Source organism: Flavobacterium psychrophilum DSM 3660 = ATCC 49418 (assembly GCF_002217405.1).
Taxonomy (GTDB): domain Bacteria; phylum Bacteroidota; class Bacteroidia; order Flavobacteriales; family Flavobacteriaceae; genus Flavobacterium; species Flavobacterium psychrophilum.
Genome location: NZ_MUHE01000018.1, coordinates 9,476 through 31,863, shown reverse-complemented (window position 1 = coordinate 31,863; position 22,388 = coordinate 9,476). Strand labels below are relative to the sequence as shown.

The following is a 22,388-nucleotide window of genomic DNA, read 5'->3' as shown; positions in this document are numbered from 1 at the left end:
GGTCGCTTTTCTGCTTCAAGAAAAAATACATTTTCTCTCAAAAGGCTTTCCATTGCCATCAGGGGCAAAAAATAAGATATAAGATTTCATTTTTTTTGAAATCCCATCTGCCATCTAAAATCTGTCATCTAAAATCAAAAAAATGAGTTTATCAACACACATCATGGACGAAATGAAAACAGCAATGCGTGCAAAAGACACCGTTGCCCTAGAAGCACTTCGCGCCATCAAATCAGAAATATTACTAGCCCAAACAGCAACAGGAACTAAAGAAGATATCACAGAAGCAGACGAAATAAAAATTCTACAAAAACTAGTAAAAATGCGTAAAGACAGCGCAACTATTTTTGCAGCACAAAACCGTCCAGACCTTGCCGAACCAGAATTAGCACAAATTGTAGTAATAGAAAAATTCTTACCAGCACAACTATCAGAACAAGAAGTAGAAGCGATTATTGCAAAAATTATTGCCGAAACAGGCGCTTCAGGAATAGCCTCTATGGGAAAAGTAATGGGATTAGCATCAGCACAACTAGGCGGTCAAGCCGAAGGAAAAACAATATCTAGTATCGTAAAGAAACTATTAGTTTAAATAATTACGAATTTCAAATTACGAATTACAATTTTTATAATTCGTAATTTCAAATTCGAAATAAAGCAATGGCTGCGTAGTTCAACTGGATAGAATGACGGATTTCGGCTCCGTTGGTTGCAGGTTCGAACCCTGCCGTAGTCACTTTTTTATAAATATTTTTACAAAAAATGTTTGTTATATATCTTAGTTTAGTAATTATAATTGGAATAGTTTATCTGTTTAAAATTATTGTACAACCTATTTATATTCTCATTTACAAAAAACCTTTAACACTACGGTTTTGCTTGTTTTCTAAAAAAATAAACCCCCATTATAAAGACATATTAACACATCATTTCCCTTTTTATAAAAAATTAAAACCTAAAGATCAAAATCATTTTGACCAGAGAGTTCTCAATTTTATCGAAGATATTCAATTTATAAGTCGAGATGATATTGAGATTACTTTTGAAATGAAATTGCTAATTGCATCAACTTCAATAATGCTAACTTTCGGGATGCAGGAATATTTGCACACTGTTGTTCGTACCATAATAGTATATCCGTCTTCATTTTATTCTACTACTAATCAGAACATGCATATAGGAGAATTTAATCCAAAACTAAAAGTTGTAGTGTTTTCTTGGGAAGATTTTTATAAAGGGATAAAACTAAATGATGATAATTTGAATCTTGGTATTCACGAATTTTCTCATGTTTTATTGTTCGAATCACTGAAAAAAAATAAATATGACGCTGTTGCAAATCCTGTTTTTTTAGATTGTTATAATGCAATAATTATTGATTTAAAAAAACCAGAATTTATCGAAAAATTAGTTGCTTCTCATTATTTTAGGGATTACGCCTTTGTAAATTCGGTAGAGTTTATAGCTGTGATTTTAGAACAATTTTTTGAAACTCCAGAAAAATTTAAAGAATTATTTCCGGAGTTGTTTTATAAAGTAAAAATGATGATAAACTATAACGATAATAGTTTATCTAGTTAAATTTTTTAGATCGATAATGGCTTGTGCTGGGCTTTGAGCTTTGAAAACATAGCTTCCTGCAACTAGAACATTAGCTCCTGCTTCTACTAATTGTTTGGCATTTTTATCTGTTACCCCGCCATCTATTTCGATAAGTGTATGTAATCCTTGGTCGGTAATCATTTTTCGAAGTTTTCTAACTTTATTGTAAGTTATTTCTTCAAATTTTTGTCCTCCAAAACCGGGGTTTATAGACATGATTAGGACCATGTAGCATTCTGAAAGAATGTCTTCTAGTACGGAAACAGGTGTGGTTAAGTTTAATACTACACCAGCTTTGCAACCTGCATTTTTTATTTGGGTTAGGGTGCGGTGTAGGTGAACTGTCGATTCGTAATGAACGGTAATAATATCGGCACCAATTTTTGCAAATTCTTCAATGTATCTTTCTGGTTTTTCAATCATTAAGTGTACATCTAGTGGTTTTGTTGCATGTTTTTTTATTGCTTCAATTACGGGCATTCCGTATGAGATGTTTGGTACAAAATGTCCGTCCATGACATCAATATGAAACCAGTCTGCTTGGGAGTTGTTAATCATTTCGATGTCGCGCTGCAAGTTGGCAAAATCGGCTGCTAGTACAGATGGGGCAATTAGTGTGTTGTTCATTGTTGTGTTGTAGTTTTTGCAAAAATAAGGATTTAACTGTAAAGTGCGCAAATATTTTTGTAAAGTTCATAAGGTAAAAGGAATGTTTTGTGGTTTGATAAGTTGCGTGAAGGATAGAAGTGAAAAGCCCACAGCCTGACGAAGGAAGTGCGAGGACTTGTAACGGATAGCCTGACCCTTTTCGGGTCACGCCCAAAAAAAATATTTGCTTTGCAAAAAACAAAACTCCGGTACCCGAGAGTAAAGCTCGAACTGACTGGGGTTTTGATTGCTTTGCAAAAAACAAAACTCCGGTACCCGAGAGCAAAGCAAACAAAACTCCGGTACCCGAGAGCAAAGCTCGAACTGACTGGGGTTTTGTTTGCTTTGCAAAAAACAAAACTCCGGTAATCAGCCGGAGTTTCAATCATCAATCAAAAAACGAACAGTTAATCAAACTGTTAGTTATCGGTTTTAGGGTTATCCTAAATACGTTTTCAAGATTTTACTTCTTGAGGTATGTTTTAATCTGCGGATTGCTTTTTCTTTTATTTGGCGTACACGCTCCCGAGTTAAATCGAAGGTTTCTCCAATTTCTTCTAATGTCATTGGGTGCTGGTCAGCAAGACCAAAATACAAACGAACTACATCGGCCTCACGAGGCGTTAGTGTTTCTAGAGAACGCTCAATTTCGGTACGCAAAGATTCGATAATTAATTCTCTGTCAGGATTTGGTGATTCTCCAGAGCGCAAAACGTCGTAAAGGTTAGAGTCTTCTCCTTCTACAAGAGGGGCGTCCATAGATAAGTGACGACCAGAGTTTTTCATGCTCTCTTTTACGTCATTTACGGTCATGTCTAGTTCTTTTGCAATTTCTTCAGCAGATGGTGGACGCTCGTTAGATTGTTCTAATAAAGCGTACATTTTGTTGATTTTATTGATAGAACCAATTTTGTTTAATGGCAAACGTACAATACGAGATTGTTCTGCCAATGCTTGTAGTATTGATTGACGGATCCACCAAACGGCATACGAAATGAATTTGAAACCACGAGTTTCGTCAAATCGTTGTGCTGCTTTTATTAGGCCTAAATTTCCTTCATTGATTAAATCTGGAAGGGTAAGTCCTTGGTTTTGATATTGTTTTGCTACCGAAACCACGAAACGCAAGTTGGCTTTTGTTAGTTTTTCTAACGCACGTTGGTCTCCGGCTTTTATTCTTTGAGCCAATTCTACCTCTTCATCGGCAGTAATCAAATCTACTTTTCCAATTTCTTGTAAATATTTGTCTAACGATGCGGTTTCACGATTGGTAACCTGCTTGGTAATTTTTAGTTGTCTCATTGTCGTTTCTCCTTAAAATTTATAAGTGTACAAGTGGTTATACGTAATGAGTTTGCAAAAAGTTACATTTTTTTAAATTAATTTTTAACCATTTCTTTTTTTTATAGATTTGTTTAAAAATTAGGTAATGATTAATTTGATGAAAAATATTTTGCAGGGTACGAAAATGTTAGTGATGTTTTTATTTTTTATTGTTTATAATGTTGAAGCGCAGCAAATAGTAAAGGATTCTGTAAAGTCTTGTTTGGTGTGTCCTGTTTTTTATGTGGGTAAAAAACAGGCTAAGTCTAATTTTTTTTTGAATTTAAGTAGCTTGAAGCTTATTTATTATGTTGAATATTTTAATACCAATAGGAGCCAGCTAAAAGGAGGTTTCGAGTTTTATCTTAATCCGAATGCAAGGAATGATAATAGATTTTTTTTTGGTTTGGGGTATGGTTTGGTAAATTCTTTTGGTTATATAAAAGGTTTGCCAGATTATCACATATCCTATAATAAAAATAATGGTTATTTTTTTAAATTTGGCGGTTCAGACAGGAATTTGTATGTACTCACGGGGATTTCATTTCTTAATGCTATAGACTTGGGTGTTGGCTATTCGGTTTCGATGGGTGAAAATAGATTGCCAGAAATAAGGGGATTTACAGTTGGATTTACGATAAGAATGTCTGCTAATGATGCTGTTTATGAGAAACTGAAGATTGGTTTTTAGTGGGTTGTAAAATAAAGCAAAAATCCCGTTTCAAAACTGAAACGGGATTTTTTATAAATAAACCTTTAGTAAACTATAAGATCTGATTACTCTTTTTTCTCCTCACGTGGAGGTCTTGGTAATAAGGCTTTTCTAGATACTTTCTCTTTGCGAGTTTTAGGATCTAAACCTAAATATTTCACCATAAATACATCACCCATGTTTACGACATCGGTCACATTTTCTGTTCTTTCCCAAGCAAGCTCAGATACGTGTAATAATACTTCGTTTCCAGGAACGGCTGTATATTCTACCACTGCACCAAAATCTAGCATTTTAATTACTTTTACTTCGTATGCTTCTCCTATTTGCGGTTTGAAAGTAATTGACTCTATTTTAGCCAATACAGCTTCGATTCCGGCAGGGTCTGTACCAAGGATTTCGACAACTCCCATTTCGTCAACTTCGTTAATTACTATGGTTGTTCCGGTGGCTTTTTGTAATTCTTGAATCACTTTTCCTCCGGGTCCAATTAAGGCACCAATAAAGTTACCAGGAATGGTTCTCATGATGATTTTTGGCGCATACGCTTTAACATCAACTTTTGGTGTTGCTAAAGTTTCAGTTAAAATATTAAGAATATGCAAACGACCATCTCTAGCTTGTGCTAATGCCGCTTCCATGATTTCGTATTTTAATCCATCAATTTTAATGTCCATTTGGCAAGCTGTAATTCCTTCTGAGGTTCCAGTTACTTTAAAATCCATATCTCCTAAATGATCTTCATCACCTAGAATATCTGATAATACTGCAAAACGTTCTCCATCGGTAATTAATCCCATGGCAATTCCAGAGACTGGACGAATCATTTGAATACCAGCATCCATTAAGGATAAAGTTCCAGCACAAACGGTAGCCATTGAAGATGAACCGTTAGATTCTAATACTTCAGAAACTACACGGATTGTGTAAGGACAATCTGCGGGTATCATATTTTTTAAGGCTCTTTGCGCCAAGTTTCCGTGACCAACTTCTCTTCTTGATGTTCCTCTTAACGGACGGGCTTCTCCTGTAGAAAATGGTGGAAAATTATAGTGTAAATAGAATTTTTCTTCTCCTTGTTGTGATGGCGAATCGATTTGATTTGCTTCTCTAGAGGTTCCTAAAGTTGCTGTTGCTAATGCTTGAGTTTCGCCACGAGTAAATAATGCTGATCCGTGTACTGATGGTAAATAATCTACTTCGCACCAAATTGGACGAATTTCGGTGGTTTTTCTTCCGTCAAGGCGAGTTCCTAAATCTAAAGTTACATTACGAACGGCTTCTTTGTTCGTTTTGTAGAAATATTTAGAAACTAAGTCTCCGTTTTCTGCTAATTCTTCTTCTGTAAATAATGCTTTTACTTCTTCTTTTACAGCATCAAACGCAGCGGTACGTTCTTGTTTTGCGGAACCTACTTTTGCAATGTTGTAAATTTTATCGTAAGCTGCTTCTTTTACTTTGGCATATATAGCATCGTCGGATTTTTCTTTTTCGTAGGTACGAACTTCTTTTTTTCCAAAAGCGGCTGCTAATCTTTCTTGTGCTGCAATTTGTACTTTAATGTGTTCGTGAGCAAATTTAATGGCTTCTAACATTTCTGCTTCAGAGATTTCTTTCATTTCTCCTTCTACCATGGCGATAGAATCTGTAGATGCTCCAATCATCATATCAATATCTGATAATTCTAATTGTGCACGAGATGGATTGATGATAAATTTACCGTCTATTCTTCCTACTCTTGCTTCAGAAATTAAAGTTTCGAAAGGGATGTCAGATAAGGCAAGTGCTGCTGATGCGGCTAATCCTGCTAAGGCATCTGGCATTACTTCTTCGTCATGAGACATTAACTGAATCATGACTTGCACTTCTGCATGGTAATCTGATGGGAATAGTGGACGCAAAACACGGTCAACTAATCTCATTGTTAATACTTCGCTATCACTTGGACGTGCTTCTCTCTTAAAGAATCCTCCTGGAAAACGACCAGCAGCTGCAAATTTTTCGCGATAATCTACCGTAAGTGGCAAGAAATCGATCCCTGGAGTTGCTTTTCTTGATGATACAACTGTTCCTAAGATTACAGTTTTACCAATTCTTACTACTACAGAACCGTCTGCTTGTTTGGCTAAACGACCTGTCTCGATTGTGATGTTTCTGCCATCACCTAAATCGATACTTTCTACAAATAATTGTGGAATCATAAATTTTCCTTTTTTAAGTTTAACATGGGTTCTAGTTGTGTTGTTGTTGCGTAGTTAATGCCTAAAACCCAATGAAAAACCAACTTTTTTTTTAAGAACAGCCAAAAGCTATGAGGCAAAAGGTATTGTTCTGAAGTGTAAAATACTTCTTTTTTTAGGCTATTGGCTTATGCCTATTGCCTTTTTATTAAAAACAAAAAGAGGCACTTTCGCACCTCTTTTGTATTGATTATTTTCTAATACCCAATTCTTTGATAATCTCACGGTAACGGTTGATTTCTTTTTTCTTCAAGTAGTCTAGTAAAGATCTTCTTTTACCTACTAAAAGAACAAGTGAACGCTCAGTGTTATAATCGTGACGATTTTTTTTCAGGTGCTCTGTTAAGTGGCTAATTCTGAAAGTAAATAAAGCAATTTGTGCTTCTGCTTTTCCTGTGTTTGTTTTTTCTCCGTGTTTAGCGAAGATTTCTTCTTTAATCTCTTTAGTTAAATACATTCCAATATTTGTTTAATGATTTTTATGTATGAATTCCGTTTCTCGGATTCGAGTGCAAAATTACACTTTATTTTTGATGTGGCAATGTTTTTACTTATTATTTAGCCTTGGCAATATTTTTGATCATTCCATCAAAAATAAAAAAATGAAAAGGGACCATACTATACCAATACATTCGGCCTAGAATTCCTATTGGTCTGAAGGTTGCAATTTGGTGTAAAATATTATTTTCATCGATTCGAAATTCTAACCAAGCTTCACCGGGTAGTCTCATTTCGGCAAAAAGAAGCAATCTTTTTTCTTGTTTATCGGCTAATAAAACACGCCAAAAATCTAAGGAATCACCGTTGTCTAAATGTGTCGGACTTGTTCTGCCACGGCGTAAGCCAACTCCTCCAAAGAGTTTATCAATAATTCCTCGAAATTGCCACATCCAATTTCCGTAATACCAACCTTTATTTCCTCCAATGGTCCATATATTTTGAAGTACTTGTTCTGGATTGGTAATTTGAATTTGCTTACTAACTTTTAAGCATCCAAAATTTGGTACTTGAATATAATTGGATAATTTTTTTTTGAATCGGCTACTAGACAAACTATCTTTCCAACTAGAAATGACTAGGTTTTGTTCTATTTTTTCGAATGCTAATTTAATTGCATCAACATAAGAAATGGGTTTTATGTTAAGTATTTTTTGTAATTTATTGTCGCTACAAACGACTTCAACTTTCATGCTATCTACTAAATTCATGGCTAATTTGTATGATGTTGAAGTTACAAAATAAAGCCAATACGAAGAAAGTTTAGGTGTCATAAGAGGAATTGTCCAGATGGCTAGTTTAATTCCTCGAGTTTTAGCATACAATTGCATCATTTGTTTGTATGTAATAATGTTTGGCCCACCAATGTCAAACGATTTGTTAAGACATTCTTGTTTGTTTTGAACCCCAATTAAATATTGAATTACGTCTCGAATGGCTATGGGTTGTGTTTTGGTTAAAACCCATTTTGGAGCTATCATTAAAGGTAGTTTTTCGCATAAATCTCTAATTATTTCGAAGGAGGAGCTTCCAGAGCCTACGATTATTCCTGCTTTAAGTGTAGTAAGTTGGTGCTGACCTGAATTTAATATTTTCTCTACATTTTCTCTCGAGAGCATATGTTTAGAAAGGTTAGGGTCATTAACAATTCCGCTCAAATAAATTACTTGTTTGATGTTTATATGGCTGGAATACTTATTAAAATTTTGTGCCACAATACTTTCCATTTTATCAAATGAATTGATTGAACTTGCCATGGAATGAATTAAAAAATACGCAATGTCAATTTCTTTTGGGCAATTTGTATAATTTACTTCGTTAAGAAAATCGACTTCCCAAATAGAAACTCTAGCTAAAGTAATTGCATCTAACCCCAATCGCGTTTTATCTCGAACAGAACAAACGACTTCATGACCTTGTTCCAATAATTCTGGTAACAAACGTTTTCCAACATAACCATTTGCTCCTGTTAGTAGAATTTTCATAGTATAAAAGTTTTAATTTATTTTAGCCATAATTCTCTAAACTCCTTGTTTTTATCATAATCACTGGCTTGTTTTTCTATGTTAAAATAACGATGTCCACGGGGATCATTACCAACTCCAGCTAAATATGCCCAGTTTCCCCAATTGCTGCAAACGTCATAATCTATTAGTTGTTCTTCAAAATAGGCAGCACCTAATCGCCAATCCATATTTAATTCATTACAAAAATAGCTGGCTACATTTTGCCTTCCTCGATTGCTCATAAATCCTGTTAGTTTCAATTCGAGCATATTGGCATTAATAAAATCAGATTTAGTTTTGCCATTTATCCATTGAGAAAATAATTTATCATTTAGTGATTTTGAATTGCCTTTTTCTGTTTTTATTCCCAAATATATGAAAAATTTCGTTTGGTATTTTTTGAACATAAAACGGAAGAAATCTCTCCAAAGTAATTCGAAAATTAACCAGTAACTAGAATCATTTGCGCCAAATTGCAATTCGTATTTTTTAATTTCATTATAAATAAATCTTGGCGAAATACAACCCAGAGCCAACCAAGGAGAAAATTTAGAGGAATAATTTTCGCCAACCATTCCGTTTCGAGTTTTTTTATAATTAGATATGCTATTGGTCTGAAAAAAATAATAATTTAATCTATTTATTGCTTCGGTTTCGCCTCCTTTAAATTGTATTGCAGCGCGAGAATCTATTGTTTTGCATTTTAAACCTAAATCTTCTAATGTTGGCAAACTTAAAGTTGTAATTTTGGGTGAATTTATCTTTTCTGGTTTTTTGAAAACAGTTCTAATTGTAGCATCTTGTTCTGTTTTTTTTCTAAAATTAGTAAAGACATCTGGAATGTTTCTGATAGAAAAAGGTAAGTCTTCTGCATGATATAAGGTGCTAGTGCTAAAAGTTTCGAGCTCACATCGCAATTTGAATAATTCGTTTTGAACCATTTTTTCGGTTTTCTTTTCTTCAAAAGAAACTTCTCGTTTGCTAAAAACTTTTTGTGCTTTATATTCTTTTGCAATTTTCGGAATTTCAATTTCTGGTTTTCCTTTTGTAATTACTAATCCAGAACCAATTGCTCTTAAATTTTTATCTAAATCTTGTAAGGATTCTAACAAAAATTGTGCTCTAAAACTCCCTGTTTTTTTGAAGCCATATTTGGTGGTTTCGAAATGCGAATCATCAAAACAGTACACAGGAATTATTTGTTCGCTTTGCAAAATGGCTTTAATAATTGTTTCGTTATCTTCTACTCGTAAATCGGTTTTAAACCAAACTATGGCTGTCTTAATCATAATTTATTAATATTTTTTAAATAATAATCGGCTTGTTGTAACAACGCTACTTTGTCATCAGGTTTCATTTTTTGCCACATATTGTACATCATTCCAATTCGAGGGTTTTTGCTTAGTTTGTCTTGGTTTTTATCATAAAAATTCCAATACAAACTATTGAAAGGGCAGGCTTTATCGCCAGTTTTTATCGATTTTTTATAGAAACAGCTTCCACAATAATGACTCATTTTGTCTATGTATGAAGCAGCACTCACATACGGTTTTGTACCTACAATTCCGCCATCGGCAAACTGACTCATGCCTCTTGTATTGGTGATTTCGACCCATTGTATAGCATCAATATAAATTCCCAAATACCAAGCATCTACTTCATCAGGATTTACTCCAGCTAAAAGTGCAAAATTTCCTGTAATCATCAATCGTTGAATATGATGTGCGTAGGCAAAATTTAAGGATTGATTTATGGTGTCTTTTAGGCAATTCATTTTTGTTTTTCCTGTCCAAAACCATTGGGGTAATTTATTTTGATTCTCAAAATAATTCATTGTGGCATATTGTGGCATTTTGTTCCAATATATGCCTCTCATGTATTCTCGCCAGCCAATTATTTGTCTCACGAATCCTTCTAATTGATTGTATGCAATTTGGTCAGGTCGACTTTCCCATTCTTGAATGGCTCTATTGATGACTTCTAGCGGAGAAATTAATTTTACATTCATCGAAAAAGAAATTCTGGAATGATAAAGTGACCATTGGTTGGGTGTCATTGCATCTTGATAACTTCCGAAAAGAGTTAAACATTCTGTAACAAAAAAGTCTAATAATTTTAAAGATTGTGTTCTGGTGGTAGGCCAAACAAAGTTTTTTGCGTCAATATTTCCAATAGTTTTGATATTGGTTTTATGAATTTCAGCCACAATTTCTGAAACATCATTGTTAAAACCTAATGGCGATGTTGGTTTATGGTTTTTGGGTAATTTTTTTCTGTTTTCGCCGTCATAATTCCATTTTCCTGTTAATGGTTTGTTACCTTGCATTAAAACATTGTGTTTTTTTCGCATCATGTGATAGAAACTTTCCATCAAAAATGTTTTTTTACCATCAAAAAAATTGCCTAATTCTTCTCGAGTGCTCATAAAATGTTCTGAATCTGCTACAGAAGTTGAAATAGAAAGTGTTTGACAAAAGTTTTTTAGCAATTCATCTAAACGATATTCATCTGGTAATTGGTATTCGAAATGGGTATAGTGTTCTTTATTAATAAGTTGTTGTAGGTTTTTGTCAAAGGCTTGTAAATTATTAGTGTCGTTTAAATGGAAATAAATGCTGTTGTGTTTTTTCTCTTTTAATTCGGAAGCAAAATTTCGCATAGCGGAAAAAAAACCAGCTATTTTTTGAATATGATGTGTGGCATAATCGGTTTCAGAACGAATTTCCATTATGACATAAGTAATCGAATCATCGTTAGTTTGAAACCAAGAATGATTTATATTTAATTGATCGCCGAGAATTAATCGTAAAGTTTTTAACATTTTATTTGTTGCTTCTGCATTTATCACTACAATATTTTACTTCGTCCCAAACCTTTTCCCATTTTTTGCGCCATGCGAAAGGTTTATTGCAAACCAAACAAATTTTATTGGGTAGGTTTTGTTTTTTTATGCCTCTCATTTTTTGGTTTATTAGGATTTGTTACATGCTTTTGTAAAATTCGTTTTCCTTCTACTTTCACTTCGTCTTTTTTGCGAAAACTCCATACGATATCGCTAGCGTATTTTCTGGTCTGGTCAATATTTACAATGAGTGTAGGATAATCTTCTCCTATTTTGCAATTGTAAAATTGTTGTTCCATATCGTTCATTTTCCAGGGTTCATGTAGCAACGAAAGTGGGATTTCGGCTAATTCTGGCAACCATTGTTTTATAAAAATGCCTTCTGGGTCGTGTTCTTCGGAGTTTTTTATAGGGTTGTATATTCGTATTGTGTTAATTCCTGTTGTACCTGATTGCATTTGAATTTGCGGATAGTGTATTCCTGGTTCGTAATCTAGAAATTGACGAGCTAAAAAATGTAGCTCTCGCCAATCCTGCCATAAATTAAACGTAAAAAAAGAAACTACCATGGCGCGCATTCTAAAATTAATATACCCTGTTGTTACTAAACATCGCATGCAAGCATCAACAATTGGAACACCTGTTTTGCCTTCTTGCCAAGCTTTTATATAGGTCTCGTTTTTGGGTTTTATTAAAACGTCATACGCACGATTTGCATTTTCAAATTCCATGGTGCATTCGTCTTCAAATTTTTGCATAAAATGGCAATGCCAATGCAATCGCGACACAAAATTTAGAATCGCTCGTTTGTTTTTAGATGTTTCATAATGTTGATTTGTATATTGATAAATGGCTCGCATGCTAATATTTCCGTAGGTTAAATAAGGTGACAATCTGCTGCAACCTTTTCTACTTAGTAATGGTTTTGATATGTGCTTGCTATAATTAACATACCGTTTTTTTACAAAACTATCTAAATACCGCCAAGCAAAATTTTCTCCGCCTTGCTGGAAGTTTTTGTTGTGAGTGGTAATTTCAGGATTTAAAATTTCTCCTTTAAATTCTTGGTAAAAAGAATCACTTAATATTTCAATTTTTAAATCTTTCAAATCTATTATTCTTGGCGAAGCACGCATTACATCTTCCCATTTTTTGTCCCAATTTTGTCGTGATTTTAATTTTCTAATCACACCGTGCAGTTGAAACTCTTTCCAAATAATATTATTTTTATTAAAAAATGCTTGCATTTCAATATCTCTATCGAATGTGATTTTATTGCCAATTTCTTGATGTGAAAAAATAGTTTGTACATTAAAAATTTTTATTAATTCTGAAAATATTATTTTCGATTCATTATGAAAAAAATAAATTTTTGAAGCAACTAGGTCTAGTTTTAATTGCATATCTAACAATGATTCGTAAACAAATCGCCAATGGCGTACATCAGAATCATCATAATTCATAACAGACGGCTCAAAAACATAAATCAGCAGTAAAGGCAAACCAGAATGATGCGCATGAAATAGTGCTTCGTTATCTGTAAAACGTAAGTCTCGTTTAAACCAAACAATATTGACAACTTTTTTTTCCAATTTTAAAGAATTTAAGTAATTTCTTTGTCTGGTTTAGCATAACTTAATCGGTTTAATCTGATGGTTTTATGGTAACTATCTAATCCGGAACAGGTTATGGTATTTGCTTTTTCGAGGTCTAAAAAGCCATCTTTGAGCAGGCAATTTTCTGGAAAATACACATCTTTAATTTCGCCAATAATCATGATCGTATTATTTATGGTAAGGGCTATTTTTTCTCTAAACTCTACACCTAGTTGTATGTTGCTTTCTTTTACAAAAGGTGCTTTAAAATTATTTTTATACTCTGGTTGTAATCCCGTGGCATCAAATTCTGAAATATTAGCATCGTATCTAGCCGATGTTTGATGCGCTTGTTTGTAAATCTTTTCGTTAATATGGTTTATAGTGTAAAAACCCGTTTCTAGAATATTTTTTAGTGTATCCCGATCTGGAGGACTTGGACGAAAAACCACCGCAATTAATGCAGGGTTGGCCCCAATGTGGAAAATAGAACTGAAAACAGCTAAATTAGTTTGTCTGTCATTATTTGTAGTTCCTATTAGCGAAACACTTTTAAAACCGCCTAAACTATTTATAAAATGAACACGTTCTTGTTTTTCCATGTTCATTATTTCTGTCGAAGAAATGTGTTTTTGCATTTTGTTTTAATATTGTATAATGGTTAATGCTGGTATTGTTCTAAGAAAATGAATCGTCTTTCTCATTTAATATTAGCCACTTTTTGTCGCTATTTAGTTTGAAAGTTGCAATATGTTCTTTGTTCCATTCTTGTGGAGAAATTAAGGATAAAAAATTTATTCCGTCATGGCCTGTGTACAAATGATAAATTTCGCCAATAACCGGTTCGAAAGAGAATTTAGCATTATATACCATTTCATTCCATTCATATTCTAGCATTAATTTTTGGTATTGCTGTTTGAGTTCGTTAAACTTGTTTTCGAATTCTTTATTTACATTGTGTATGCCTCTAATTTTCCAGGCCACAACATCATCTGTTTTAATTACTGGCGCACCAACACTCGTAGCATAAGGCAGCAGGCTAGCGTTATATCCTTTTTCTTCCGAAAAAACGACATTATCTGGTTTCTCTTTTTTCATTTTTTAGCTTAAATATTTTATTAGCGTTTGGCTATTTTGTTATTAGAAATAGCTCTTTGAAGCTTGCACTTGAATCTGTTAATTCCTTCAATGCGTTTGGCAAGATGCTTAGTTTTGCAGTTTTCTACACGCTTTCGCCAAAGTTTGTAACTAGAAAATTTCATTTCTTTTTTCATTAAAGCTTTTACATCGGCTTCGGCTAAGCCAAATTGAAATTTTATAGCATCAAAAGGAGTTCTATCTTCCCAAGCCATTTCAATAATTCTATCGATGGCCATGTCGTCTAATTCTATTTTTTGAGATACAGACATTTTTTTTGTTTAATTTAATTAAAGATAAGTTAAACAAAATTAAGTAAAATTATTTAAAAACGCTATCAAGTATTAGAAATAAAAAAATCTGCTCATTAATTAAAATTAGCAGATTTTTTAGGATAATGTATTTATGTGATTAAAAAAGCACAGCAACTTGTTTGTTTACAAATTCTAAAAATTCTTCATCAGCACTAGTAAAAGGATCTAAAACATTAGAATCGATATCTATTTGACCAATATTTTTTTCGTTAACAAATAACGGAACTACAATTTCCGATTTTACGGTAAAGCTACAAGCAATATAATTATCCTGAGCGGCAACATCTGGTACAACAAAATTCTCGTTAGATACTGCTACTTGTCCGCAAATTCCTTTGCCAAACGGAATTACCGTGTGGTCTGTTTCTGCCCCAACATAAGGGCCAAGATGCAACGTTTTTGTTTCGTGATTGGCAAAGTAAAAGCCAACCCAAGTATAATATGTGATGTTTGCTTCTAGCAATTGGCAAACTTTCAATAATTTTTCGTCTCGAGAAAAGGCTACGTTTGTCGTAATTTCTGTTACTTTTGGTTTTAATGCTTCGAAAGTCATATTTTCTAATTTTTATACAAAAGTATTTAAAGCTAGTTCTAAATTTTATATAAATTTGTTAAAAATTCTAATTTTGAAAAAATATTTTCTTCAACACAAACCTTTTTTGCTTTTTCTAGGAAAATTTTTCTTCACTTATTTGGCGTTTACTTTTATATATCAGTTTTATTTAAGTAGTTTTAATAATTCTATTGATGCAATAACTGAAAACGTTTCTGTATTAACAGAAAAATTATCAAATTTAGTAGGCTTAAATTTATCGATTGTTTCCAATGATACCCATTATAATCTTGTTTATAATAATAGGATTACTGCTAAAATTATTGAAGGTTGCAATGCCATTAGCGTTATTATTTTATTCACTTCGTTTGTAATTGCTTTTTCGGGTAAACTAAAACAAACGGTACTTTTTATTTTATCAGGGAGTTTGTTTATTTATGGTCTAAATATATTTAGAATCATGATTTTAACCTTTCTGTTGTATTATTATCCTGCACAAGAACACATTTTGCACGGCGTAGTTTTTCCTTTAATAATATACGGTGCAGTATTTATTTTGTGGGTAATTTGGGTTAATAAATTTTCGAAATATGCTACAAAAACTCCTAAATAATAAACTTAAAATCATTCAATTTGTTTTTCTAGTTGGATCATTAGCGTTGGTTCGTATTTTCGAAAATGATTTGTTTTATGATCCGTTTTTAAAATATTTTAAAGACGAAAACGCTTCAAATTATCCAGAAATAGAATCTTTTAAGTTTTTTTTAAGTTTGATTTTTAGATATTTTATTAATGCAACAATCTCATTGGCTCTTTTGTATGTTGTTTTTAAAGATTTAAGTTTGATTAAAATTTCATCTGTTTTATATATTTTATTTTTGGTTTTATTGATGATTGGTTTTTATATTGTTTTAAATTTTTTCGATGAAAGTCAAAAAACGATACTTTTTTATATCAGACGGTTTATTATTCAGCCTATTTTTATTTTACTGTTTATTCCAGCATTTTATTTTCAGAAAAAATCAGAATAAAAAATAACAAATCATTGGCTTTTGTCTTTAAGTTAATTAGTTAACTTTACAACGTGAAAATTAGAAAACACATCAGTATTTTATTAGCTATGCTACTATTGGTTTCCAATGTTGGCTTGGCTTTTAATGTGCATTATTGTGGAGATGAAATCGCTTCGGTTACTTTAAAAAATCCATTTTTCAATAAAAACGCTGAAGATGATTGTTGTGGAATTGCTAAAAAAAAATCAAATTGTTGCAACGATAAAGTATTTAAATTTGATAAAAAATCGGACAATTCGATTGTAAAAATTGTCTCATTTCATTTTGACACTCCTTTTATATTCCAAGATTGGAAACCTGTTGTTTTTAGCAAAAAACCTGTTTTCAAAAAATGCAAAATAACATCTTATATTTGCAATGCAAATGCTCCGCCCATTTTTATGCGGCACTGCCAACTCCTTTTTTATGCCTAATTTTTTTGTTTAACTCGAATTAATCGAATTTTAAACATTAAAATAATTTACAATGAAAAATATAATCTTATTTTTTGTTGTTTTACTCTCATTTCCTGCTTTTGCACAAGATACTTTGCAAACTGTAAGGGTACAAATGGGAAGAAAAAAACTACAAAAATCATTACTAAAAACTACAAATACAACTGTTTTGTCTGGTCAAGAATTGCTAAAGGCAGCGTGTTGTAATCTTGCCGAAAGTTTCGAGACAAACCCATCAATCGATGTTAATTTTTCCGATGCTCTAACAGGTACCAAGCAAATAAAAATGTTGGGACTTACAAGTCCGTATTTATTAATTACCGAAGAAAATATCCCCTCTGTTCGTGGTGCTTCGCAAGCTTACGGATTGTCCTTTACGCCAGGAACTTGGGTAGAAAGTATTCAGATCACAAAAGGAGCAGGAAGCGTAATTAATGGGTACGAAAGCATTTCGGGACAAATAAATACCGAGTTGATAAAACCCGCAAAAGACATCCCATTTTTCTTAAATGTATATGGTTCTTCCGATGCTAGAATGGAAATAAACACTCATTTAAATAAAAAAATATCCGACAAATGGGCAACTAGTTTATTTATTCACGGAAACAATCGATTGTCTAAAAATGATATGAATAACGATGGTTTTCTAGACAATCCGTTGGGAAATCAGATAAATATTCTGAATCGTTGGCAATATACAAATGCAAACAAAGGTTGGGTTAGTTTTTTGAATTTCAGATATATGAACGACAAAAAACAAACAGGTCAAGTCAATTTCAATCCAAATACGGATAAATTAACGACCAATTCTTGGGGTTCGGAAATAAACACAAATCGGTTCGATTTTTCATCAAAAATAGGATATGTTTGGCCAGAAATGCCCTACCAAAGCATTGGTTTTCAAAACGCTTACAATTCGCATAATCAAGAATCTTATTTTGGTTTGGTGCAATACAATATCAAACAAAATAGTTTTTATTCGAACCTGATTTTTAATTCGATAATTAGCAATACGTTGCATAAATTTTCGGCAGGATTAAATTTTACTTCCGATGAATATAAGGAATTTGTAAACACAAAAGATTATAGTAGAAAAGACTATTCGCTCGGTGCTTTTTTCGAATATACGTATGATAATACTGAAAATTTTAGTATTATTTTAGGTGGAAGATTAGATTACCAGAACCGACTCGAATTTTTTGTAACACCACGACTTCATGCCAGATATAATCCTTGGGAAGGAGGCGTATTGCGATTTTCGGCCGGAAGAGGAAAACGTTCTGCTAATATTTTTGCCGAAAACCAGCAACTTTTTGGAAGTTCTAGAAGTTTTAATATCCTAGAATCTTCGGGAAAAATTTACGGATTAAATCCTGAAATTGCATGGAATTATGGTGCTGGTTTTTTGCAGAAATTTAAAATTTTCGCAAAAAGTGCTGATGTTTCTGTCGATTTTTATAGAACTGATTTTCAGAATCAAGTTGTGGTCGATTTATTTCAAAGCGCACAACAAGTCGATTTTTATAACTTGAAAGGAAAATCGTTTGCCAACAGTTTGCAATTCGAATTTAATTTAGAAATTATAAAGCATCTAAATTTGAGAACATCGTATAAATTTTACGACAATAAAACCAATTATAATTCGGGCAATTTTCAACGACCATTGCAAGCACAGCAACGTTTCTTTGGGAACTTAGAATTTGAAACACATATTAAAGAAAAAGGACAGCAATGGAAATTTGATTACACTTTCAACTGGATAGGAAAACAACAATTGCCAAACACGGCATCAAATCCTATTCAAGACAGATTATCTGATTTTTCTAAATCTTATTCTCTTATGAATGCGCAAATTACAAGAACTTTTTCTTCAAAATTCGAAATGTATCTTGGAGGCGAGAATATAGGTAATTATACTCAAAAAAGAACTATTTTAGGGGCAGAAAATCCTTTTGGTACCAGTTTTGATAGTAGTATTGTATATGCTCCAGTTTTTGGGCAAATGTATTATGCAGGTTTGCGATTTAAGGTTAAATAGGTTTCAATATCAATGTCAATAACAATTAAATAAATAACAATGAAAAATATAATTTTAATATTAATGGTTTCTTTTCTCGGACTTTCTATGAATGCACAAGAAGTGAAAAAGAATAAAAATGCCCAATATACGATTGAAGTAAATGGCAATTGCGAACAATGTCAGAAACGAATTCAAAAAGCGGCTTTAAGTGTTTCTGGAGTAAAACAAGCAAGTTGGAGTATCGAAACACATCGGTTAAAATTCATTCTGAACGAAGAAAAAAATACTGTTGTTAATGTAGAAAAAGCTATTGCAAAAGTTGGTCACGATACCGAAGCTGTAAAGGCAAATATTAATGATTATGATAATTTGCATACTTGTTGCAAATACGAACGTTAATGATACTAAAAACCTTGATGTAAAAGTCAAGGTTTTTTAAATTAATGTTAATATGTAAATTATTTATTTTTAATTTTATAAATTCGCACTATGAAATTTTTTACCAGAATAATTTTAGCAGTTTTTATTTTATTTCAGTTTTCAACCATAATAATATGTGTGGTTAATGCTCGAAATGAGAGCAAAATTACTTTAAATATAACTGAGGAAGAAGATTGTTCGAAAGATGTTAAAGAAATAAAAGCCGTTTTTGTGGTAGATAGCTACAAATTATTGCCTGTTTTTGATGAGGTTCCGAAGAAAAAAGTTCATGACTACTATTTGTTAAAAAAATACATGGCAGATGCTACTATCTTTCTGTTACCGCCTAAACAAGTTTAAAGCATAAAAATGAACCCACAAACAGGTTGTTTGTGGTAAAATATTGTTTTAAATTTAAAGGTATATGACAAAAAAAACAAATCTTTTTGCCAACCTCAATTCGGATTTTCCTGCCGGATTAGTGGTTTTTTTGGTCGCATTGCCGTTATGCTTAGGTATTGCTTTAGCATCGGGTGCACCATTGTTTTCAGGAATAATTTCGGGAGTAATAGGAGGAATTGTTGTGGGTTATTTAAGTAAATCACATCTAAGTGTCTCTGGTCCAGCAGCAGGATTAACAGCTATTGTACTCACCGCTATTACCGCTTTAGGCGATTTTAGGGTATTTCTCCTTGCTGCTTTTATTGCGGGAATTTTACAACTTATTTTGGGCTATATTAAGGCCGGAAGTATCTCTAACTATTTTCCAACAAATGTTATCGAAGGAATGCTTGCTGGAATAGGAATTATTATTTTTCTAAAGCAAATTCCGCATGCTTTTGGTTTAGATAAGGATTTTTTAGGCGATTTGTCTTTTCTGCAATCCGATGGGAAAAACACATTTTCCGAAATTATGTTAGTTGTTGAAAACATTAATTTGGGTTCAGTAATTATTACAATTGTTTCCTTAGCCATTTTAATTTTGTGGGATAAAGTAACTTTTCTCAAAAAGCTAAAATTGGTTCCCGCTGCTTTAATTGCCGTTATTGTAGGGGTTTTTATCAACGAATTATTTATTCGTTCAGGAAGCTCATTGGCTATTACTAGCAAACATTTAGTTTCGTTGCCCGTACCTACTACTTTTGATGAGTTTAAAAACATCATTATAACACCTGATTTTTCTGCCATTGCCAACAAGCAAGTTTGGGTTGTTGCATTCACTATTACTATCGTAGCATCTATCGAAACTTTGCTTTGTATTGAAGCGGCAGATCGTATGGATATTCATAAACGCTATACTGATACCAATGTAGAGCTAAAAGCCCAAGGAATTGGTAATGTTATTAGTGCTTTATTAGGAGGATTGCCCATGACTTCGGTGGTTGTGAGGACTTCTGCAAATTCTAATGCTGGAGCACAGTCTAAAATGGCGGCCATAATTCACGGGGTATTATTATTAGTGAGTGCTTTGGCAATTCCGTTTTTGTTAAATAAAATACCGTTGGCTACATTGGCAGCAATCCTACTATTGGTGGGTTATAAATTGGCTAATCCAAAAATTATCAAGCACTTTTTCGAAAAAGGAAAGTACCAATTTATTCCTTTTATATGTACCTTGTTAGCGGTTGTTTTTACAGATTTGTTAAAAGGTGTAGCATTGGGAGTTATTATCAGTATTATTTTTATTTTGAAAGGAAATATGCAAAGGGCTTATATTTTTAGAAAAGAAACTCTTTTAGATGGCGATACCATTCATATTGATTTGGCTCAAGAAGTATCCTTTCTGAATAAAGCAGCAATTAAATTAACGTTGGCTTCTATTCCTGAAAATTCGAAAGTGATAATTAATGCCTCAGATACTGTGTATATTGCTCATGATGTATTAGATTTGATACAAGAATTTGAAAAAATAAAATCGATAGAAGATAATATTAATGTAAAATTAGTAGGCTTCAAAAAAGCATACGATTTAGTAAATACTGGCGAAGAAGAAAAACACGTTTTTGTAGAGCATAAACCAGTATAATAATTAAAAAAAATAAATAAAAATGAGTGATTTTTATAAAAAAATATTAGAAAACAATAAAGAATGGGTAGAAAGTCAATTGTCTATCGATGAAAATTATTTCAAAGACTTATCGCAAGGACAAAGCCCGCCATTATTATGGATTGGTTGTTCGGACAGTCGTGTTCCTGCAAACGAAATTATTGGTGCAAAACCAGGAGAGGTTTTTGTACACAGAAATATTGCCAATATGATCATTCATAGTGATATGAATATGTTGAGCGTGTTAGATTATGCGGTTAATGTATTGAAAGTAAAGCACGTTATTGTATGCGGGCATTACGGTTGCGGAGGAGTGAAAGCCGCAATGACAAATGAGTCTTACGGAATTATCGACAATTGGATTCGACATATTAAAGATGTTTATCGTTTAAATAAAAAAGAACTAAATGATATTCATGATGAAGGCAAACGTTTTAATAAATTTGTCGAAATTAATGTAAAAGAGCAAGTCTCAGATTTAGCTAAAACATCGATTGTGCAAAGCGCTTGGAAAAGCGGGCAGGAACTTACTTTGCATGGTTGGGTTTACGGATTAAATTCAGGATATGTAACAGATTTAGAAGTAAATTATTCTTCAAATCAAGATTTACCCGAAGTATATCAGCTTAATATTTAATAAAAGATTAATAATTTAAAATAGGGCGAATGTGCTAATTGTGCTACATTCGCTTTTTTTAATAAAAAACATTTATATTTACTGCATGAATAATTTTGATTGGAAACAACTTTTTAACCCAGAATTTTATATTTTATTAGAATTTAATGGTATTAAAATAGGCTTAATCGTAGTCTTATTTATCGTTTTTGCAGAAACAGGATTGTTAGCAGGTTTTTTTCTGCCAGGCGACAGTTTGTTGTTTCTCTCTGGAATTTATAGCAAAACATTAACGCAACAAATCTCAGTAGGGAACGATTTTCTAAATGTTACATTTTTAGCCTCTTTAGTTGCTATAATGGGTATCATAGGAAACATGTTTGGTTACTGGTTTGGGGCAAAAAGCGGAACCTATTTATACAATCGTAAAGATAATTTTTTGTTTAAAAAGAAATATTTATTAGACGCAAAAGCCTTTTTTGATAAGTACGGAAGCAAAGCTATTGTATTTGCAAGATTTATGCCTATTGTAAGAACATTTACACCAGTTATTGCCGGAATTGTGGGCATGAATAAAAAGAGTTTTATGTTTTTTAATATTCTAGGCTCTATTTTGTGGGCATTTGGTATGATTTTTTCTGGTCATTATTTGTACCAGATATTTTTAGAGGAATTTCATATCAATTTAAAACATTATATCGAGTATATTGTTATTTTAATTATCGTAATAACAACTTTTCCTGTTTTATTTAAGTTGCTAAAAAAGTCAGTTCATTTAGATGATGGCGATAATGATTAATAAAAAAAGC

At 32.5% G+C, this 22,388-nt stretch carries 25 protein-coding genes and 1 tRNA gene; 13 read left to right on the top strand and 13 right to left on the bottom strand.

Annotated elements, in window-relative coordinates; all coding sequences use genetic code 11:
* Positions 1-142 precede the first annotated feature (142 nt).
* The 3 genes from B0A57_RS05435 (at position 143) to B0A57_RS05425 (ending at position 1,581) form a co-directional block, all read left to right on the top strand.
* Entirely contained in the window at positions 143-592 is a 450-nt protein-coding gene (locus B0A57_RS05435) for a GatB/YqeY domain-containing protein (protein ID WP_034098842.1), read from the top strand.
* A gap of 70 nt (positions 593-662) precedes the next feature.
* Positions 663-736 (top strand) — tRNA-Arg (locus tag B0A57_RS05430).
* 26 nt (positions 737-762) lie between these two features.
* Positions 763-1,581: a zinc-dependent peptidase gene (locus tag B0A57_RS05425; protein WP_011964150.1), complete on the top strand. Its 819-nt coding sequence runs from the start codon at positions 763-765 to the stop codon at positions 1,579-1,581.
* Here the strand turns inward: B0A57_RS05425 and rpe are convergent.
* Both rpe and B0A57_RS05415 read right to left on the bottom strand, forming a co-directional pair.
* The gene (gene rpe / locus B0A57_RS05420; protein WP_011964149.1) at positions 1,570-2,229 is read right to left on the bottom strand and encodes a ribulose-phosphate 3-epimerase; all 660 of its coding nucleotides are present in this window, start codon (positions 2,227-2,229) and stop codon (positions 1,570-1,572) included. The two genes, B0A57_RS05425 and rpe, sit on opposite strands and share 12 nt — an antisense overlap.
* Before the next feature lie 459 nt (positions 2,230-2,688).
* A complete protein-coding gene (locus tag B0A57_RS05415; RefSeq protein ID WP_011964148.1) occupies positions 2,689-3,552 on the bottom strand; it encodes a sigma-70 family RNA polymerase sigma factor in 864 nt (287 codons plus the stop codon).
* A 139-nt stretch (positions 3,553-3,691) separates the two neighbouring features.
* Here B0A57_RS05415 and B0A57_RS05410 point away from each other — a divergent pair, with 139 nt between their 5' ends.
* Positions 3,692-4,264, top strand: a complete 573-nt coding sequence (locus B0A57_RS05410; protein WP_052079108.1) for a hypothetical protein — start codon at positions 3,692-3,694, stop codon at positions 4,262-4,264.
* 86 nt (positions 4,265-4,350) lie between these two features.
* On the opposite strand, the gene B0A57_RS05405 is transcribed toward B0A57_RS05410, so the two are convergent.
* From B0A57_RS05405 to B0A57_RS05355, 11 genes are all read right to left on the bottom strand, one after another.
* Complete coding sequence (locus tag B0A57_RS05405; protein WP_011964146.1) at positions 4,351-6,486, bottom strand: polyribonucleotide nucleotidyltransferase; 2,136 nt, start codon at positions 6,484-6,486, stop codon at positions 4,351-4,353.
* A gap of 229 nt (positions 6,487-6,715) precedes the next feature.
* Complete coding sequence (gene rpsO / locus B0A57_RS05400) at positions 6,716-6,982, bottom strand: 30S ribosomal protein S15 (protein WP_011964145.1); 267 nt, start codon at positions 6,980-6,982, stop codon at positions 6,716-6,718.
* A 97-nt stretch (positions 6,983-7,079) separates the two neighbouring features.
* A complete protein-coding gene (locus B0A57_RS05395) occupies positions 7,080-8,507 on the bottom strand; it encodes an SDR family oxidoreductase (RefSeq protein WP_034098821.1) in 1,428 nt (475 codons plus the stop codon).
* 17 nt (positions 8,508-8,524) lie between these two features.
* The gene (locus tag B0A57_RS05390; protein WP_034098819.1) at positions 8,525-9,817 is read right to left on the bottom strand and encodes a DASH family cryptochrome; all 1,293 of its coding nucleotides are present in this window, start codon (positions 9,815-9,817) and stop codon (positions 8,525-8,527) included.
* Positions 9,814-11,349: a cryptochrome/photolyase family protein gene (locus B0A57_RS05385; protein ID WP_034098833.1), complete on the bottom strand. Its 1,536-nt coding sequence runs from the start codon at positions 11,347-11,349 to the stop codon at positions 9,814-9,816. Before B0A57_RS05385 ends, B0A57_RS05390 begins: the two co-directional genes overlap by 4 nt.
* A gap of 1 nt (position 11,350) precedes the next feature.
* Positions 11,351-11,488: a DUF2256 domain-containing protein gene (locus B0A57_RS05380; protein ID WP_071948513.1), complete on the bottom strand. Its 138-nt coding sequence runs from the start codon at positions 11,486-11,488 to the stop codon at positions 11,351-11,353.
* Positions 11,454-12,962, bottom strand: coding sequence for a cryptochrome/deoxyribodipyrimidine photo-lyase family protein (locus tag B0A57_RS05375; protein ID WP_034098817.1), 1,509 nt, complete (start codon positions 12,960-12,962; stop codon positions 11,454-11,456). The genes B0A57_RS05380 and B0A57_RS05375 overlap by 35 nt, the downstream gene beginning before the upstream one ends.
* Positions 12,963-12,973: 11 nt before the next feature.
* On the bottom strand, positions 12,974-13,603 hold the full coding sequence (locus B0A57_RS05370; RefSeq protein WP_011964140.1) for a flavin reductase family protein: 630 nt from the start codon (positions 13,601-13,603) through the stop codon (positions 12,974-12,976).
* A gap of 40 nt (positions 13,604-13,643) precedes the next feature.
* Positions 13,644-14,063 (bottom strand): DUF2452 domain-containing protein, encoded by a 420-nt coding sequence (locus tag B0A57_RS05365; RefSeq protein ID WP_011964139.1) that lies wholly within the window; start codon positions 14,061-14,063, stop codon positions 13,644-13,646.
* Positions 14,064-14,083: 20 nt separating this feature from the next.
* The gene (locus tag B0A57_RS05360) at positions 14,084-14,374 is read right to left on the bottom strand and encodes a TIGR03643 family protein (protein WP_011964138.1); all 291 of its coding nucleotides are present in this window, start codon (positions 14,372-14,374) and stop codon (positions 14,084-14,086) included.
* 139 nt (positions 14,375-14,513) lie between these two features.
* Positions 14,514-14,969, bottom strand: coding sequence for a GAF domain-containing protein (locus B0A57_RS05355; RefSeq protein ID WP_011964137.1), 456 nt, complete (start codon positions 14,967-14,969; stop codon positions 14,514-14,516).
* Between the two features lie 73 nt (positions 14,970-15,042).
* Here B0A57_RS05355 and xrtF point away from each other — a divergent pair, with 73 nt between their 5' ends.
* The 9 genes from xrtF (at position 15,043) to B0A57_RS05310 (ending at position 22,378) form a co-directional block, all read left to right on the top strand.
* Positions 15,043-15,582: an exosortase family protein XrtF gene (gene xrtF / locus B0A57_RS05350; protein WP_034098815.1), complete on the top strand. Its 540-nt coding sequence runs from the start codon at positions 15,043-15,045 to the stop codon at positions 15,580-15,582.
* Positions 15,560-16,000, top strand: a complete 441-nt coding sequence (locus B0A57_RS05345) for an exosortase F system-associated membrane protein (protein ID WP_034098813.1) — start codon at positions 15,560-15,562, stop codon at positions 15,998-16,000. Before xrtF ends, B0A57_RS05345 begins: the two co-directional genes overlap by 23 nt.
* A gap of 53 nt (positions 16,001-16,053) precedes the next feature.
* Positions 16,054-16,455, top strand: coding sequence for an HYC_CC_PP family protein (locus tag B0A57_RS12315; protein ID WP_034098811.1), 402 nt, complete (start codon positions 16,054-16,056; stop codon positions 16,453-16,455).
* A 52-nt stretch (positions 16,456-16,507) separates the two neighbouring features.
* A complete protein-coding gene (locus tag B0A57_RS05335; protein WP_034098808.1) occupies positions 16,508-18,514 on the top strand; it encodes a TonB-dependent receptor plug domain-containing protein in 2,007 nt (668 codons plus the stop codon).
* Between the two features lie 39 nt (positions 18,515-18,553).
* Entirely contained in the window at positions 18,554-18,895 is a 342-nt protein-coding gene (locus B0A57_RS05330; protein ID WP_034098806.1) for a heavy-metal-associated domain-containing protein, read from the top strand.
* 90 nt (positions 18,896-18,985) lie between these two features.
* A complete protein-coding gene (locus tag B0A57_RS05325) occupies positions 18,986-19,276 on the top strand; it encodes a hypothetical protein (protein WP_011964131.1) in 291 nt (96 codons plus the stop codon).
* A gap of 64 nt (positions 19,277-19,340) precedes the next feature.
* Positions 19,341-20,942 carry a SulP family inorganic anion transporter gene (locus B0A57_RS05320; RefSeq protein ID WP_034098803.1) on the top strand — a complete coding sequence of 534 codons (1,602 nt, stop codon included), beginning with the start codon at positions 19,341-19,343 and terminating at the stop codon, positions 20,940-20,942.
* Positions 20,943-20,964: 22 nt separating this feature from the next.
* Positions 20,965-21,600, top strand: a complete 636-nt coding sequence (can, locus tag B0A57_RS05315) for a carbonate dehydratase (RefSeq protein WP_011964129.1) — start codon at positions 20,965-20,967, stop codon at positions 21,598-21,600.
* Between the two features lie 85 nt (positions 21,601-21,685).
* Positions 21,686-22,378, top strand: a complete 693-nt coding sequence (locus tag B0A57_RS05310; RefSeq protein WP_011964128.1) for a DedA family protein — start codon at positions 21,686-21,688, stop codon at positions 22,376-22,378.
* Positions 22,379-22,388 lie beyond the last annotated feature (10 nt).